This window comes from uncultured Caballeronia sp., from assembly GCF_964243625.1.
Lineage (GTDB): Bacteria > Pseudomonadota > Gammaproteobacteria > Burkholderiales > Burkholderiaceae > Caballeronia.
The window spans coordinates 1-14,103 of the sequence record NZ_CAXTGZ010000117.1 but is presented as its reverse complement, the minus strand read 5'-3'; the positions used below and the strand labels follow the sequence as shown (position 1 = coordinate 14,103).

Sequence of the window (14,103 nt, the reverse complement as noted above, 5' to 3'; positions counted from 1 at the left end):
CCGGACTCTCGTTCTGGACGGCCATTTCTGTCATTTCTTCCCGACTCCGCCGGCGCTGCTCGACCGTATGCGGCACGACACGTTCGACCTGCTGATCACCGCCAATGAAACGCGCGACATGATCGGCGCGGAAATCATCGAACGGGTCCGGCATCTGGCGCCGCAGCTTCCCATCGTGCTGATGGCATCGAGCCAGAACGAGTCCGACGTGGTGGCGTGCCTGAAGGCCGGCGCGGACGACTGCGTCTCGAAACCCGTGCGCTTCGACGAACTCGCCGCCCGCGTGGAAGTGCTCGCCCGGCGCAGCATGGTGCGTACGCCCGCAGCCGAGCATTTCGGCGACTACCGGTTCAATTCTTCCGAATTGAGCGTCAGTTTTGCTGACCAGCGGGTTCTGCTCACGCCGAAGGAGTTCCGCTTCGCACGGCTGTTGTTCACCAACCTGTCGCGCGCCGTGTCACGGGCCCACATCATGGAAGTAGTGTGGCCTCGGGGCAGCGACATGGCGTCGCGCACACTCGATACCCATGCATCGCGCCTGCGCTCGAAATTGCATCTTCGTCCGGAAACCGGATACCGGCTGACGCCGCTTTACGGCTATGGCTACCAACTGGACCGGATCGAAGCCTCGGAAATGCCAGGTGGCTTGTCTGGCATGGGTTTCGCCGGAGGTCCGCCGGGAGGAACTGAAGAGTTTCGTGAAAGGCTATAATATTGGGCTAATTCTTAGGCATTTTTAAAGGCCATCAGCTCAGGCCCACAACATGCAGCTCCTCGCGATCGGAATCAACCACCACACTGCGCCTGTCGCCCTGCGCGAACGCGTGGCGTTTCCGCTCGAACAAATCAAGCCGGCCCTCGGCGCGCTGAAGGACCTGTGGCTCGGGTCCATGGGCAAGGCGGCGCCGGAAGCCGCAATCCTCTCCACGTGCAACCGCACGGAGCTGTATTGCGCGACCAGCGACAAAGCGGCACGCGACGCCGCCGTCCACTGGCTTTCGAAGTATCACAACTTGCCAGTCTCCGAACTCGCGCCGCACGTGTACGCGCTGCCGCAGTCCGAAGCCGTTCGGCATGCGTTTCGAGTCGCCTCCGGGCTCGATTCCATGGTGCTCGGCGAGACGCAGATCGTGGGGCAGATGAAGGATGCGGTGCGCACCGCCTCCGAAGCTGGCGCGCTTGGCACGTATCTCAATCAGTTGTTTCAGCGCACGTTTGCCGTCGCCAAGGAAGTCCGCACGACGACCGAAATCGGCGCGCAATCGGTTTCCATGGCGGCTGCCGCCGTGCGTCTCGCGCAGCGGATCTTCGAAAATATCTCCGGCCAGCGCGTGTTGTTCATTGGCGCCGGCGAAATGATCGAGTTGTGCGCAACCCATTTCGCCGCGCAAAAGCCGCGTGAACTCGTGGTGGCGAACCGCACCGCCGAACGCGGCGAGAAACTCGCGGATCGTTTCAACGGACGCTCCATTCCGCTGTCCGAGCTTCCGGCACGCATGCATGAGTTCGACATCATCGTGTCGTGTACGGCGTCCACCTTGCCCATCATCGGGCTGGGCGCGGTCGAGCGGGCGGTGAAAGCCCGCCGCCACAGGCCGATTTTCATGGTCGATCTCGCCGTACCACGCGACATCGAGCCAGAAGTGGGCGAGTTGCAGGACGTGTTCCTCTATACCGTCGACGATCTCGGCGCGATCGTGCGCGAAGGCAGCGCGTCGCGACAGGCGGCGGTGGCGCAGGCCGAGTCGATCATCGACACACGCGTGCAAGGTTTCATGCAATGGCTGGATGCACGCAGCATCGTGCCGGTGATCCGTCACATGCACACGCAAGCCGACGCCCTGCGCCGCGCCGAAGTCGAACGCGCTCGCAAGATGCTCGCGCGCGGCGAAGATCCGGCAGCCGTGCTCGAAGCGCTGTCGCAGTCGCTTACCAACAAGCTGATCCATGGTCCCACGCACGCGCTCAGCCGTGCCAGCCATGAGAACCGCGACCAGCTCATCGAATTGATGGGCGGACTCTACAAACACGGCCATCCGGTGGGATCGAACGATCCCACGGAGAATTAGCGCCCCTCGCCCGCCTTTAGCGGTTACAGCCGCCGTCTCGTCTTCAATAGCGCCGTATTTTTAGGCCGCTTTCCTGATCGCAGTCTTCTCCGGAGCCTCGCTCCAGCACCCCATGAAAACGAGCATGCAAAGCAAGCTCGACCAGCTCACTACCCGGCTGGCCGAACTCAATGACCTGATGAGCCGCGAAGATGTGACCGCCGATTTGGATCAGTATCGGAAGATCACGAAGGAAAATGCGGAGATCGGGCCCGTGGTCGAGCAATACGCGTTGTGGCGCCAGGCAGCGAACGACGAACGCACCGCCCAGGAACTGCTCACCGATCCGTCCATGCGCGACTTCGCAGAAGAGGAGATCGGCGAGGCGCGCGAGCGGATGGCGGCGATCGAACGCGATCTGCAAGCCATGCTGCTGCCGAAAGATCCCAACGACGACCGCAATATCTTCATCGAAATCCGCGCGGGCACGGGCGGCGATGAATCCGCGTTGTTCGCCGGCGACCTGCTGCGCATGTATCTCCGATACGCAGAGCGCAATCGCTGGACGGTCGAGATGATGTCGGAAAGCGCGTCGGATCTGGGCGGTTACAAGGAAGTGATCGTGCGGATCGCGGGGCTCAATGTGTATTCGAAGCTGAAGTTCGAGTCGGGCGGGCATCGCGTGCAGCGGGTTCCGGCGACCGAGACGCAAGGGCGCATTCACACGTCGGCGTGCACGGTCGCAGTGATGCCGGAAGCCGATGAAATCGGCGAGGTCGTGATCAATCCGGCCGACTTGCGCATCGATACCTTCCGCGCTTCGGGCGCGGGCGGTCAGCACATCAACAAGACAGATTCGGCCGTGCGCGTGACGCACTTGCCGACGGGCATCGTCGTGGAATGCCAGGACGACCGCTCGCAGCACAAGAACAAGGACCGTGCGCTGAAAGTGCTCGCCGCGCGGATCATGGACAAGCAATATCACGAGCAGCACGCGAAGGAAGCCGCGACGCGCAAGAGTTTGATCGGATCGGGAGACCGGTCGGAGCGCATTCGCACGTATAACTTCCCGCAAGGGCGGATGACGGATCATCGGATCAACCTGACGCTCTACAAGCTCGACGCAATCATGGACGGCGATATCGGTGAACTCGTGGCCGCGCTCGTCAGTGAACATCAGGCCGAGTTGCTGGCCGCGCTGGGCGATGCCGAATGACAACCGTTGCCGGGCTCTTGCGGGCATCACCGTTGCCTGCGCTTGAAGCGCGGATCCTGCTCGAGCATGTGCTCGGCTGGCGGCGCACGGAACTGATCACGCGCGATGACGAGGAACTGCCCGAGGAAAGCGTCGACCGCTTTGAAGCGCTTGCTCGACGACGGACGGATGGCGAACCGATCGCGCAGCTTGTTGGAACGCGCGAGTTTTTCGGGCTGTCATTCGACGTGACGCCCGATGTGCTGATTCCCCGCCCCGAAACCGAATTGCTGGTCGAGATCGCTTTGGCGAAGATCGAGGGAATGCACGAGCCACGCGTGCTCGATCTCGGTACGGGCAGCGGTGCGATTGCTGTCGCGATCGCCTCGTCCCGCCACGACGCAAAAGTCTGGGCCGTCGATCGATCCGCGGAAGCGCTCGCGGTTGCGGCCGCGAATGCATCGAAGTTGCTCGGCATCGACCGGTCGCTGACCGTCGTCCAAAGCAACTGGACGGAGGCGTTGGACCCGGCGCAGCGGTTCGAAGTGATCGTGAGCAATCCGCCGTACATCGCGCAAAACGATCCGCATCTGGCCGAAGGCGACCTGCGTTTCGAACCGCGCGCCGCCCTCACCGACGAAGCCGACGGACTCAGCGCAATTCGCACGATCATCCAGACGGCGCCGTTTTTTCTCGCCGCGAATGGTTCTCTGTGGCTGGAACACGGCTACGACCAGGCGGAGGACGTTCGGGCGCTGCTGACGGCGCGCGGCTTCTCGGATGTCCGTTCCGAATACGATCTCGCCGGAATCGAACGCGCCAGTGGCGGCGTGTTCGCGGCATGAGCTCCGGGCGCGCTCAAGCTGCGCCGATTGAAATCCGCTATCATTTCAGACACGTTGGCGCGTAAATCTCGCGCCGCTCGACCCCCAAATCAACCCGCATTACAACGCATCGCAGGAAAGACCATGGATACGCAAGAACGCATCAAGCAAATCGTCGATGCAGCACCGGTCGTGCTGTTCATGAAAGGCACGGCGCAATTCCCGATGTGCGGTTTCTCCGGCCGCGCCATCCAGGTCCTCAAGGCTTGCGGCGTGACCGAGTTGAAGACGGTCAACGTCCTGGAAGACGAAGGCGTGCGCCAGGGCATCAAGGAATTCTCGAACTGGCCGACCATTCCCCAGCTTTATGTGAAGGGTGAGTTCATCGGCGGGTCGGACATCATGATGGAAATGTACGAATCGGGCGAATTGCAGCAATTGTTTGCCGCTGCCTGAGTCTGTCCCGAGCTTGGTAGCCGACCGTACTTCGCCCTCCGACCCCGTACCGCGACGGCTGATCGTCGCGATCACCGGCGCCACGGGTTCGATCTACGGCGTGCGACTGCTTGAAACGCTGCGCCGCCTCGGCGGCGTGGAAACGCACCTGTTGATATCGAATGCGGGTTGGCTGAATATCCAGCACGAACTGACACTCGATAAATCCACCGTCCACGCGCTCGCGGACGTCGTGCACAACGTGCGCGATGTCGGCGCAAGCATTGCATCAGGATCGTTTGCGACGGACGGCATGATCGTCGCGCCCTGCTCCATGAAAACGCTGGCGAGCATCGCGCTGGGGTTATCGGACAATCTCATCACCCGCGCGGCTGATGTCGTGCTCAAAGAACGCCGGCGCCTTGTTTTGATGGTGCGCGAGACGCCGTTCAACCTCGCGCATCTGCGCAATATGACGTCCGTCACCGAAATGGGCGGCGTGATTTTTCCGCCGCTGCCGGCGTTTTATCACCGGCCAGGTTCTATCGATGAAATGGTCGATCAGACGGTGGATCGCGTCATCGACATGTTTGCTTTAGGGCGTCCCATCGCGACCGCTTGGCCCGGCCTGAAGAACGCCGAGCATTAACAACAGGCACGACACAATTCATCTCCTCAGCGACCGTTTATCAACGCTCTGAGTAGCCGTATATTCATGGCAACCACTCTTATAGAGGCTCGCTGCCATGTCCCGGCTTCCTACCGTCTTCATCTCCCACGGCGCACCGACACTGCCTATCGACCCGTCGATGCCATCGGCGGAGTTCGCTTCGTTCGCTACGCGTTTCGAGCGCCCGCGTTCAATCCTCATGCTCTCCGCTCATTGGGGCACGGCGCAGCCGGTCGCGAGCATCGCGGAACAACCGGAAACCATCCATGACTTTTATGGCTTTCCGCGAGCGCTGTACGAGATCCGCTACCGCGCGCCCGGCGCGCCTGAACTCGGAGAGCACGCCGCTACGCTTTTGACGCAAGCGGGCATTGCGTCGGCGGTCACCGAACACGGCCTGGATCACGGCGCGTGGGTTCCGCTGTTGCTGATGTACCCGGATGCGGCCATTCCGGTCGCGCAACTATCGATACAACCGCATCTCGATCCGGCGCACCACTACCGCATAGGCCGTGCGCTGCGGGCATTGCGCGGCGATGGCGTGATGATCGTGGGCTCGGGCCAGATCACGCACAACCTGCGTACGGCCGATTTCGGCGCGCGGCCGGAAGACGGGGATCCGCGTGTGACGGAATTTACGAACTGGTTCGAAGACAAGATGGCGGATCGGGATATTGCGGCGCTGCTGGACTATCGGAAACAGGCGCCTCATGCCGTCCTGATGCATCCGACCGATGAACATCTGCTGCCGATTTTCGGCGCATTGGGCGCTGCGGGCGACGATTTCGGACTCGATATTCAGTCGCTCGGCACATTCCAAAAAACGCTGGCCATGACGAATTACGTTTTCGGCGACGCTTGATTGACGCAAAACACGTCGATTTGCCGCGAATGAAAAAAACCCGCCTGCAAGTCCAGGCGGGTTCTTATGGTCAGGTATTCAAGCCGTCAATTCAATGACCGATACCTTCCAGGATTTCATCGTGGCTTTCACGCTCCTCGAGATATTGCGTCCTGTACCCGGTATGCACGCCCCAATAATAAAACGCGAGCGCGAGGACTGCCACAAGGGCCATATCCCAGCCATACGGCAATAATCCACGGCCGCCGAATTCCTTGCTGCCGATCAGCGATAAAACCGCCATAGACGGCAAATATGCCACCAGCCACCACGAGGCTTTCAGGTCATTTCCCCAAGTATCGAAACCAGTTTTAGCTTGATAGTAGAAATAAACTGGCAGCGCAACCACCATCAACACGATGATTTCACCGGTCAGCGGCCATTTCGCCCAATACAACACTTCAGACGCGCACACGAACGCGAACGGCGCAATGATGCTCATGCCCGGAATCGTCAATGGCCGATGTAAATCCGTCGCCGCCCGGCGCAACGCCATCAGGCTGACCGGTCCAGTCAGATAGGAGATCACGGTGGCAACCGAAATCACCGCCGCCAGCGAGCTCCACCCGCGGAAGAAGAACATGAAGATGAACGCGATGATCAAGTTGAAGAACATCGCCGGACGCGGCACGCCGTAAAGCGGATGCACGCTGCCCAGGAACTTCGGCAACGTGTTGTTACGTTCCATTGCGTAGATCATGCGCGACGTGGTCGCCATATACGTGGTGCCGGTGCCGCTGGGACTCACGAATGCATCGACATAAAGCAGGAACGCAAGCCAGTTGAGGTTCAGCGCCAATGCCAGTTCTGCAAAAGGCGAAGCGAAGTTGAAATGGCTCCACCCTTTCAGCACATCGCCTGGACTTACCGCGCCGATATAGGCGACCTGCAGCAGCACATAAATAACCAATGCAAGCAGGATCGAACCAATCACCGCAAACGGAATGCTCTTGGACGGATTACGGGCTTCACCGGCCAGATTAACTGGACTCTGGAAACCGTTGAAACTGAAGACGATACCGCTGGTCGCCACTGCGGTTAATACCGCCGACCATCCATAAGGTGCGAAACTCGACGCCGTACCAAAGTTTTCCGAATGAAAACCGGTAAGCATCAATCCCAAAATTGTCGCGCCGGGGATAATGAACTTGAAGACGGTAATCATCGAATTGGCGCGAGCAAATAATTTCACGCCCCAATAATTCAAAAGGAAATAAACGATGACCAACATTGCCGATAACCCCAACCCTATCGGCGTTAGAGATTCATCGACATATAGCGCATGCGCCCACGCATAAGGCCATGTGCTCATGTATTGGATCGATGCCTCCGCTTCAATAGGAATCACCGAAACAATCGCGATCCAGTTCGCCCATGCGCTGACGAATCCAACCAGCGCGCCATGTGAATAGCGGGCATATCGCACCATGCCGCCGGACTCAGGGAACATTGCGCCGAGTTCCGCATAAGTGAGCGCGATGGCGAGAATCACGAGCGCGCCGATCACCCATGCCACGATGGCAGCGGGCCCCGCAATCTTGGCCGCCTTCCAGGCGCCAAACAACCAGCCAGAGCCGATGATGGAACCCAGACCCGTCAGCAGCAACGCAACTGGTCCGATGTTCCGTTGAATAGAACTTTTCACTCCATCTCCTTGAGTCAGCAAACTTCCAATCGACAAGTGCGGGTTGATGAACTTGTACGTACTTTTCGGTTCAATCCCCTGCCTCACACCAGCGTGGCGCGTAGTTTAACGGCTGTCGAAGCAATGTGTTGTATGAGGTTTCCTAATGACACATGATTTGTGTCTGCATCGGCAAACATCGAGAAACGAAAGACTTGTAAGATTAACTTTCGATGTCCGACGATCACGCCTCACAAGAAGCGAACCGTGTCTCAAAAAACCCCAAATTCCGGTCGGTTATTATTTGACCTCGGGTTTGATTCGCCGTATAAACCCTCTTGCAGGATTTCAAGCGGCGAGTGAATTGGTCTTTCGTAGTTCGCCCAGTACGGTACTCCGGTTGGTCCCATTGCCCCTTCCTTGATTTTCATGCACATTCGGGCCTCGGCCTTATTCAACATCTTTAGGAACACGTAACATGGAAACCGGTACCGTCAAGTGGTTCAATGACGCAAAGGGCTTTGGCTTCATCACGCCGGACGGCGGCGGCGAAGATCTGTTCGCTCATTTCTCCGAAATTCGCACGGAAGGCTTCAAGACGCTTCAGGAAAACCAGAAGGTTACCTTTGAAGTGAAGACTGGCCCGAAGGGCAAACAAGCTGCAAACATCAAACCGGCTTAAGTTTTAGTCGGTTTGATTCAGCAAAAGAAAACCCCGCATTCGCGGGGTTTTTTCTTTTTACTTCACGGGTTTATGCGGAGTCATCGAGAAGCGGCTTTAATTTATCCAGACAACAATTTAGCAATTAATACCGATTAACCGAATAGCCGCCGCGCATAGATTCCGAGTCCGGTTGCAACGCTCGCGAGACGATCGCCGAAAACGGCCTCGGCTGCGGGAAATGCGCTCGATATCGACTGCGAAAGAAAGCTGAGGCCGGTGGAACCGCCCGTGAAGTAGACCGCGCTTACATCGGCTGGAGCAACGCCCGCGCGACGCACCGTCTCCTCGGCAGCTTGCGCAATCCGGCGCGTTTCTTCCAGCCCTGCATCGACGAGTTGTTGCGCCGTAAAGCCGATGCGCAGCGCCTCTTCGACCTCCTCCATGCCGATGGTGGTCTCGCCGCCCGCGGCGACATCGATCTTCGCGGCTTCCGCGTGCGATGCCAGCGCATGGCCCAGGCGCCGGTCGACAACGCGCATCAGCCGGTCGTGATGCCGCTGATCGCTGTAGAGATGCCGCATCAATTGCAGTTCGCCCACGCGTTTCGGCCCGTAGACCGTATTGATCAGATGCCACGTGGCGAGATCGAAATAAACGCGATTCGGCACTTCGCGGCCTTCCGGCGCAATCGACTGGTAGCCGAGTTCGCGCAGGATCGTCGCAAGTTCGACGCGCCGGTCGAAGTCCGTACCAGCCACGTGCACGCCGTAATGTGCGAGCACGTCGTCTTTACGCGACAACTTTTCAGCGCGCTCCGGCCCGACTCGCACTAGCGAGAAGTCCGACGTACCACCGCCAATGTCCGCGACCAGGACCAGCGCTTCTTTCGTGAGACTCGCCTCGTAGTCGAAAGCCGCCGCGATCGGTTCGTACTGGAAGTGGATGTCCGTGAGGCCAATGGCCTGTGCCGCAGCCTGCAACTGGTTCTGGGCGAGTTGATCGGCGCGCGGGTCGTCATCGACGAAAAATACCGGGCGGCCGAGCACGGCGCGGGTGATCGGCGTGCTCGACACGGCTTGCGCCTTCTGCTTCAGGTGCTGGAGGAACAGCGTGATGACATCGACGTAGCGAATCGCGGAACCGTCGCCGAGATCCGTGCTGGTCTCGGCAAGCGGCGAGCCGAGGATACTTTTCATGGAGCGCATCAAACGGCCGTCGAAACCGTCGATATAAGCCTCGAGCGCCGCGCGCCCGTAGGCCTGCTCGTCCTCGTCAGTGTTGAAAAACACAGCGGTCGGCAGCGTGGTGGCGTTGCCTTCGACCGGAGCAAGCCGGATCGATGCCCCGTCAGGCAAAGCGACCGCTGAGTTCGACGTGCCGAAATCGATCGCGCAATAAGTCATGGGGTGAGCGACGGCAGCGTGAACCCCGCCGAGCATCGCAAACAAAAAGTGGAGCGCGTTTTTAGCACGTAACGCGCTGCACTTCAACCGGCGATCAAAAACATCTGCGACGGTACGGTTTTTGCTCGAAAACCCGGTAATTAGTACGCTACCGGCATGCATCGGGCCGGATTTTTCCCACGCACCCGGCTAAATGCATGAACGACACCACCGCAGTCTCCGACGTCGACCACGATGACAAGGCGTCCGCAACGATCATCGAAACGGATCTGCCCGGGCGGCTCGACAGGTTGCCTTGGGGGCGGTTTCACACGTTGATCGTGGCGGCGCTCGGCATCACGTGGCTGCTCGACGGGCTCGAAGTCACGCTGGCCGGTGCGGTGGCGAGTGCGCTCAAGGCGAGCCATGTACTGAAATTTTCCAATGCCGACGTCGGCATTGGCGGCAGCGCCTACATTGCCGGCGCGGTGGTCGGCGCGCTGGGTTTCGGCTGGCTAACCGACCGGCTGGGGCGCCGGAAACTCTTTTTCATCACGTTGTTTCTGTACGTGGCCGCGACCGCTGCGACCGCGTTTTCCTGGGATCTCGCGAGTTTCGTGCTGTTTCGGTTTCTTACCGGCGCGGGTATCGGCGGCGAATACACGGCGATCAACTCCACGATCCAGGAATTCACGCCCGCTCGCGTGCGCGGCTGGACGGACCTGGCAATCAACGGGACGTTCTGGGTCGGCGCGGCGCTGGGCGCGGCCGGCTCCATCGTGCTGCTCGATCCGGGCCTGCTGCCGCCCGATTACGGCTGGCGGGCGTGTTTTCTTATCGGTGCGATTCTCGGGCTGGCCATTCTCTTCATGCGCATGTGGGTGCCCGAAAGTCCGCGCTGGCTGATCACGCACAACCGCGTGGACGAGGCGAAGGAGATCGTGGAAGGCATCGAGGCGAAGTTCCGCGAGCACGGCGCGACGCTTTCGACCGATCCCATCAAGCCGCTGCGCCTGCACGTACGCGATCACACGAAGCTGAGCGAAGTGTTCCAGTCGCTGTTTCATTCTCACCGGCGCAGGTCACTGGTCGGCTTGACGCTGATGACGGCGCAAGCTTTTTTCTACAACGCGATATTTTTCACCTACGCGCTCGTGCTGACGGAGTTCTACCACGTGCCGGGCGACCACATCGGCTGGTACGTGCTGCCGTTCGCCGCGGGCAATTTTCTCGGGCCGCTCGTTCTCGGCCGCCTCTTCGACGTCCTCGGCCGGCGCAAGATGATCGCCTTCACCTACGGCATGTCAGGCATCCTGCTGACCATCAGCGGGTACATGTTCGAGCAGGGCATGCTGACCAGCACCACGCAGACGATCTCGTGGATGGTGATTTTCTTCTTCGCGTCGTCGGCGGCAAGCTCGGCATATCTCACCGTCAGCGAAACTTTTCCGCTGGAGATTCGGGCGTTGGCTATCGCCATTTTTTATGCGTTTGGGACGGCGCTGGGGGGGATTGCCGGGCCTGCGCTGTTCGGGCGGCTCATCGATACCCATCAGCGCGGCGCCGTCTTCACGGGCTATCTGATCGGTTCTGCGTTGATGATGCTGGCAGCGGTCGTTGCAGGGGTCTGGGGGGTGTCGGCCGAGCGCAAGTCGCTGGAGGAAGTGGCGCGGCCGTTATCGTCGGCGGAAGATTGATGCGTCCCTCGCAACGAGGGACGTAGAACCGGCGCTTATTTGAACGCCTTGCCCCAGGCACCGTCGAATGCGATTTCACTCAGCGCCACGCGCGCACGCGGCGCGAGTTCACGTTCACGCAGGGCGTCGTCGAGCGTGGCCGGGTCGCCCGGATGGCCCACGGCAATCATCGCGATGACTTCGACGTCGTCCGGCGGCGAGAAGGTTTCGCGGAACGCATTGGTGTCGAAACCGCTCATCTGGTGCGCGACAAGCCCGAGTGAATGCGCCTGCAGCGCCAGCGAGAACGCGGCCGCGCCCGTGTCATAAGGCGCCGTGCGGTTCACTTCTCCCTTCGATGTCAGCGTCTTCGCCAGCACGCAAACCAGTACCGGCACGTTGGCGTTCCAGCCCTGATTGAACGGGACGAGCGTGGCGAAGGCCTTGTCGAACGCAGCTTGATCGTGGCTCCGGTCAAAGACGACGAAGCGCCACGGCTGCATGTTGTACGAAGACGGCGCCCAGCGCGCGGCTTCCAGAAGACTGTGCAACTGCTCGCGGCTTACCGCCTTGTTCGATATCGCCCGCGGGCTCCATCGGCCGGCGAGCAACGGGTCGATAGCGACTTCGGTAGGAGCGATTTTTTCAGTCATGCGAGATCCTCGTTCGAGTGGGTTATCACAACAACACGAGCGGCACGCTGGAAACGCGCGCCGCAACCGCCATAGGATAACCAAGCCCGCGACGCCGTGCTGCCGCCCGGAATCCCCGAGTCCACCTCAAACCTTACGTTGCCACCGCCTGAATCCGCCGCGACGCCTTGTTGATGCGCAACACCATCACGGCCGCGACAATGCACAGGCTGCCCGAAATCATGGTCGCGACCGTGTAGGTGCCGAGGCTCGCGCGCAGCATGCCGCCGCCCAGCGCCGCAAATGCCGCGCCAAGCTGATGCGCCGCGACGACCCAGCCGAATACGATCGGCGCTGATTCCTTGCCGTAGACATCCGTGGCCAGCTTGACCGTGGGCGGGACGGTCGCGACCCAATCGAGTCCGTAGAACACGGCGAAGATCGGCAAGCCGTAGAAATCGATGCCGAACGCCTGCGGCAAGAACATCAGCGACAACCCGCGCAAGCCGTAGTACCAGAAGAGCAGGACGCGAGCATTGAAGCGGTCCGAAAGCCAGCCGGAAAGCGTCGTGCCGAAAAGATCGAAGATGCCCATGGCCGCAAGAAGGCCCGCGCCCTGCACTTCGCTCATGCCGTGATCGGCGCACATCGCAATCAGATGCGTACCGATATACCCGTTCGTACTCGCCCCGCAGATGAAAAAACTGCCGGCCAGGAGCCAGAAATCGCGCGTCTTGCTCGCCATGCCGAGCGTGCCGAACGCGAGCGCAATCGGATTTTTCTGCGCGACGGGAATGGGCGGCGGCGCGTCGGCCGGTTCGCCGAACGGGCGCAACACGAGATCCGACGGACGTTCCGGCAGCAGCCACGCGACCAGCGGCAACGTGAGCGCCGCAGCGGCGGCAACCACCAGCACGACTGGCCGCCAGCCAAAATGCTCGGCAATGGCCGCGAGCACTGGCAGGAACACCAGTTGGCCGGTCGCCGAACTGGCGGTGAGAATGCCCATCGCGAGGCCGCGATGCGTCGTGAACCAGCGATTGACCACCGTCGCTGCCAGCGTCATCGCGGCAACTCCGGTTGCGCCCCCCACCAGGACGCCCCAGACGAGCACCATCTGCCAGGGCGCTGTCATCAGCGACGACAACGCCACGCCCGTCGCCAACGTAGCAAGCGCGACCAGCACGGTCGGCCGCACGCCGAAGCGCTGCATGGCGGCAGCAGCGAATGGTCCGGTCAGCCCGTACAAGGCAAGGTTGATGGATATCGCGAGCGAAATGGTCGCGCGGCTCCAGCCGAATTGCTGCTCGAGCGGCAGCATCATGACGCTCGGCGTCGCGCGTGTGCCGGCGGCGGCCAGCAACACCAGGAACACCACGCCCACCGATATCCACGCGTAATGCATGCGGCCCGAAAGCCGCCGTGCTGCCCAATTCATGCTTCGCTCCGGTTTTTCATCGTATTTTTTGCGTGGCCGGCGGCATAGAAGTTACCGATCAGTCACATTGAGGTTGCGAGCTTAGTGACTGATCGGTAACATGTCAAGAATCCCTTCGGATTCAGAGGTTATGACCGTGGTACGAGCATCGACCCGAAACACTATCGCCGATAAAAAACCCGTCCGCCGGCACATGGACGGCGCAACTGCGCAAGAGCAACTGCTCGACGCAGCAGAACGGCTCTTTTACCGCGACGGCATTCGCGCAATCAGCGTCGATGCCGTTGTGGAACGCGCCGGCGTGAACAAGATGAGCGTCTACCGGCAGTTTTCGTCGAAGGACGATCTGGTCGTGGCGTATCTCACGCGCATGGACGAGCGGTTCCGCGAGCGCGTCGAGGCGAGCTTCGCAAAGCATCCCGGCGATGCCGCCAAGGGTCTCGTGCAAGGCATCACGGATCTGGTGGAACGCGCGTCGCGGCCGGATTACCGTGGCTGCCCGTTCGTGAACGTGGCGTGCGAATTCGCGGATCGCGAACATCCCGCGCGGGTATCGGTTGCGCGCAACAAGGCTTATCTGATTGGACGATTACTGGCGCTGTCAGAAGCATCCG

The 14,103-nt window shown here is 60.5% G+C and carries 14 protein-coding genes; 10 read left to right on the top strand and 4 right to left on the bottom strand.

What is annotated here, in order from left to right:
- The 7 genes from ACFFAR_RS10650 to ACFFAR_RS10620 all read left to right on the top strand — a co-directional run.
- Window positions 1-712 (top strand): response regulator transcription factor (locus ACFFAR_RS10650; protein WP_375507860.1); only part of this gene is annotated, 712 nt, incomplete at its 5' end.
- Between the two features lie 52 nt (window positions 713-764).
- A complete protein-coding gene (gene hemA / locus ACFFAR_RS10645) occupies window positions 765-2,069 on the top strand; it encodes a glutamyl-tRNA reductase (RefSeq protein WP_062000394.1) in 1,305 nt (434 codons plus the stop codon).
- Between the two features lie 112 nt (window positions 2,070-2,181).
- Window positions 2,182-3,264: a peptide chain release factor 1 gene (gene prfA, locus ACFFAR_RS10640; RefSeq protein ID WP_174364871.1), complete on the top strand. Its 1,083-nt coding sequence runs from the start codon at window positions 2,182-2,184 to the stop codon at window positions 3,262-3,264.
- Window positions 3,261-4,088 (top strand): peptide chain release factor N(5)-glutamine methyltransferase, encoded by an 828-nt coding sequence (prmC, locus tag ACFFAR_RS10635; RefSeq protein ID WP_062168067.1) that lies wholly within the window; start codon window positions 3,261-3,263, stop codon window positions 4,086-4,088. Before prfA ends, prmC begins: the two co-directional genes overlap by 4 nt.
- Before the next feature lie 123 nt (window positions 4,089-4,211).
- A complete protein-coding gene (grxD, locus tag ACFFAR_RS10630) occupies window positions 4,212-4,523 on the top strand; it encodes a Grx4 family monothiol glutaredoxin (protein WP_075359953.1) in 312 nt (103 codons plus the stop codon).
- A gap of 13 nt (window positions 4,524-4,536) precedes the next feature.
- A complete protein-coding gene (locus ACFFAR_RS10625) occupies window positions 4,537-5,151 on the top strand; it encodes a UbiX family flavin prenyltransferase (protein WP_174364870.1) in 615 nt (204 codons plus the stop codon).
- A 97-nt stretch (window positions 5,152-5,248) separates the two neighbouring features.
- Window positions 5,249-6,034: a DODA-type extradiol aromatic ring-opening family dioxygenase gene (locus tag ACFFAR_RS10620; RefSeq protein WP_375507859.1), complete on the top strand. Its 786-nt coding sequence runs from the start codon at window positions 5,249-5,251 to the stop codon at window positions 6,032-6,034.
- Window positions 6,035-6,125: 91 nt separating this feature from the next.
- Here the strand turns inward: ACFFAR_RS10620 and ACFFAR_RS10615 are convergent, their stop codons facing one another.
- The gene (locus tag ACFFAR_RS10615) at window positions 6,126-7,718 is read right to left on the bottom strand and encodes an APC family permease (RefSeq protein WP_375507858.1); all 1,593 of its coding nucleotides are present in this window, start codon (window positions 7,716-7,718) and stop codon (window positions 6,126-6,128) included.
- Between the two features lie 457 nt (window positions 7,719-8,175).
- On the opposite strand from ACFFAR_RS10615, the gene ACFFAR_RS10610 reads away from it, so the two are divergent.
- Window positions 8,176-8,379, top strand: coding sequence for a cold-shock protein (locus tag ACFFAR_RS10610; protein WP_060858913.1), 204 nt, complete (start codon window positions 8,176-8,178; stop codon window positions 8,377-8,379).
- Window positions 8,380-8,513: 134 nt separating this feature from the next.
- Here the strand turns inward: ACFFAR_RS10610 and ACFFAR_RS10605 are convergent, their stop codons facing one another.
- Window positions 8,514-9,764: an Hsp70 family protein gene (locus ACFFAR_RS10605; protein ID WP_075359949.1), complete on the bottom strand. Its 1,251-nt coding sequence runs from the start codon at window positions 9,762-9,764 to the stop codon at window positions 8,514-8,516.
- A gap of 197 nt (window positions 9,765-9,961) precedes the next feature.
- Here ACFFAR_RS10605 and ACFFAR_RS10600 point away from each other — a divergent pair, with 197 nt between their 5' ends.
- A complete protein-coding gene (locus ACFFAR_RS10600) occupies window positions 9,962-11,440 on the top strand; it encodes an MFS transporter (RefSeq protein WP_375507857.1) in 1,479 nt (492 codons plus the stop codon).
- A gap of 35 nt (window positions 11,441-11,475) precedes the next feature.
- Here ACFFAR_RS10600 and ACFFAR_RS10595 read toward each other — a convergent pair whose 3' ends face one another.
- Together ACFFAR_RS10595 and ACFFAR_RS10590 are read right to left on the bottom strand one after the other, a co-directional pair.
- Window positions 11,476-12,072 (bottom strand): nitroreductase family protein, encoded by a 597-nt coding sequence (locus ACFFAR_RS10595; protein WP_062168077.1) that lies wholly within the window; start codon window positions 12,070-12,072, stop codon window positions 11,476-11,478.
- Window positions 12,073-12,205: 133 nt separating this feature from the next.
- A complete protein-coding gene (locus tag ACFFAR_RS10590; RefSeq protein ID WP_062168079.1) occupies window positions 12,206-13,489 on the bottom strand; it encodes an MFS transporter in 1,284 nt (427 codons plus the stop codon).
- Window positions 13,490-13,682: 193 nt separating this feature from the next.
- On the opposite strand from ACFFAR_RS10590, the gene ACFFAR_RS10585 reads away from it, so the two are divergent.
- The coding region (locus ACFFAR_RS10585; RefSeq protein ID WP_375507861.1) for a TetR/AcrR family transcriptional regulator at window positions 13,683-14,103 on the top strand (421 nt) is incomplete at its 3' end.

Bases quoted from the DNA above. Each gene is read 5' to 3' on its own strand.
- hemA (WP_062000394.1), top strand. From the start codon at position 765: ATGCAGCTCCTCGCGATCGGAATCAACCACCACACTGCGCCTGTCGCC.
- prfA (WP_174364871.1), top strand. From the start codon at position 2,182: ATGAAAACGAGCATGCAAAGCAAGCTCGACCAGCTCACTACCCGGCTG.
- prmC (WP_062168067.1), top strand. From the start codon at position 3,261: ATGACAACCGTTGCCGGGCTCTTGCGGGCATCACCGTTGCCTGCGCTT.
- grxD (WP_075359953.1), top strand. From the start codon at position 4,212: ATGGATACGCAAGAACGCATCAAGCAAATCGTCGATGCAGCACCGGTC.
- ACFFAR_RS10620 (WP_375507859.1), top strand. From the start codon at position 5,249: ATGTCCCGGCTTCCTACCGTCTTCATCTCCCACGGCGCACCGACACTG.
- ACFFAR_RS10610 (WP_060858913.1), top strand. From the start codon at position 8,176: ATGGAAACCGGTACCGTCAAGTGGTTCAATGACGCAAAGGGCTTTGGC.
- ACFFAR_RS10605 (WP_075359949.1), bottom strand. From the start codon at position 9,764: ATGACTTATTGCGCGATCGATTTCGGCACGTCGAACTCAGCGGTCGCT.
- ACFFAR_RS10600 (WP_375507857.1), top strand. From the start codon at position 9,962: ATGAACGACACCACCGCAGTCTCCGACGTCGACCACGATGACAAGGCG.
- ACFFAR_RS10595 (WP_062168077.1), bottom strand. From the start codon at position 12,072: ATGACTGAAAAAATCGCTCCTACCGAAGTCGCTATCGACCCGTTGCTC.
- ACFFAR_RS10590 (WP_062168079.1), bottom strand. From the start codon at position 13,489: ATGAATTGGGCAGCACGGCGGCTTTCGGGCCGCATGCATTACGCGTGG.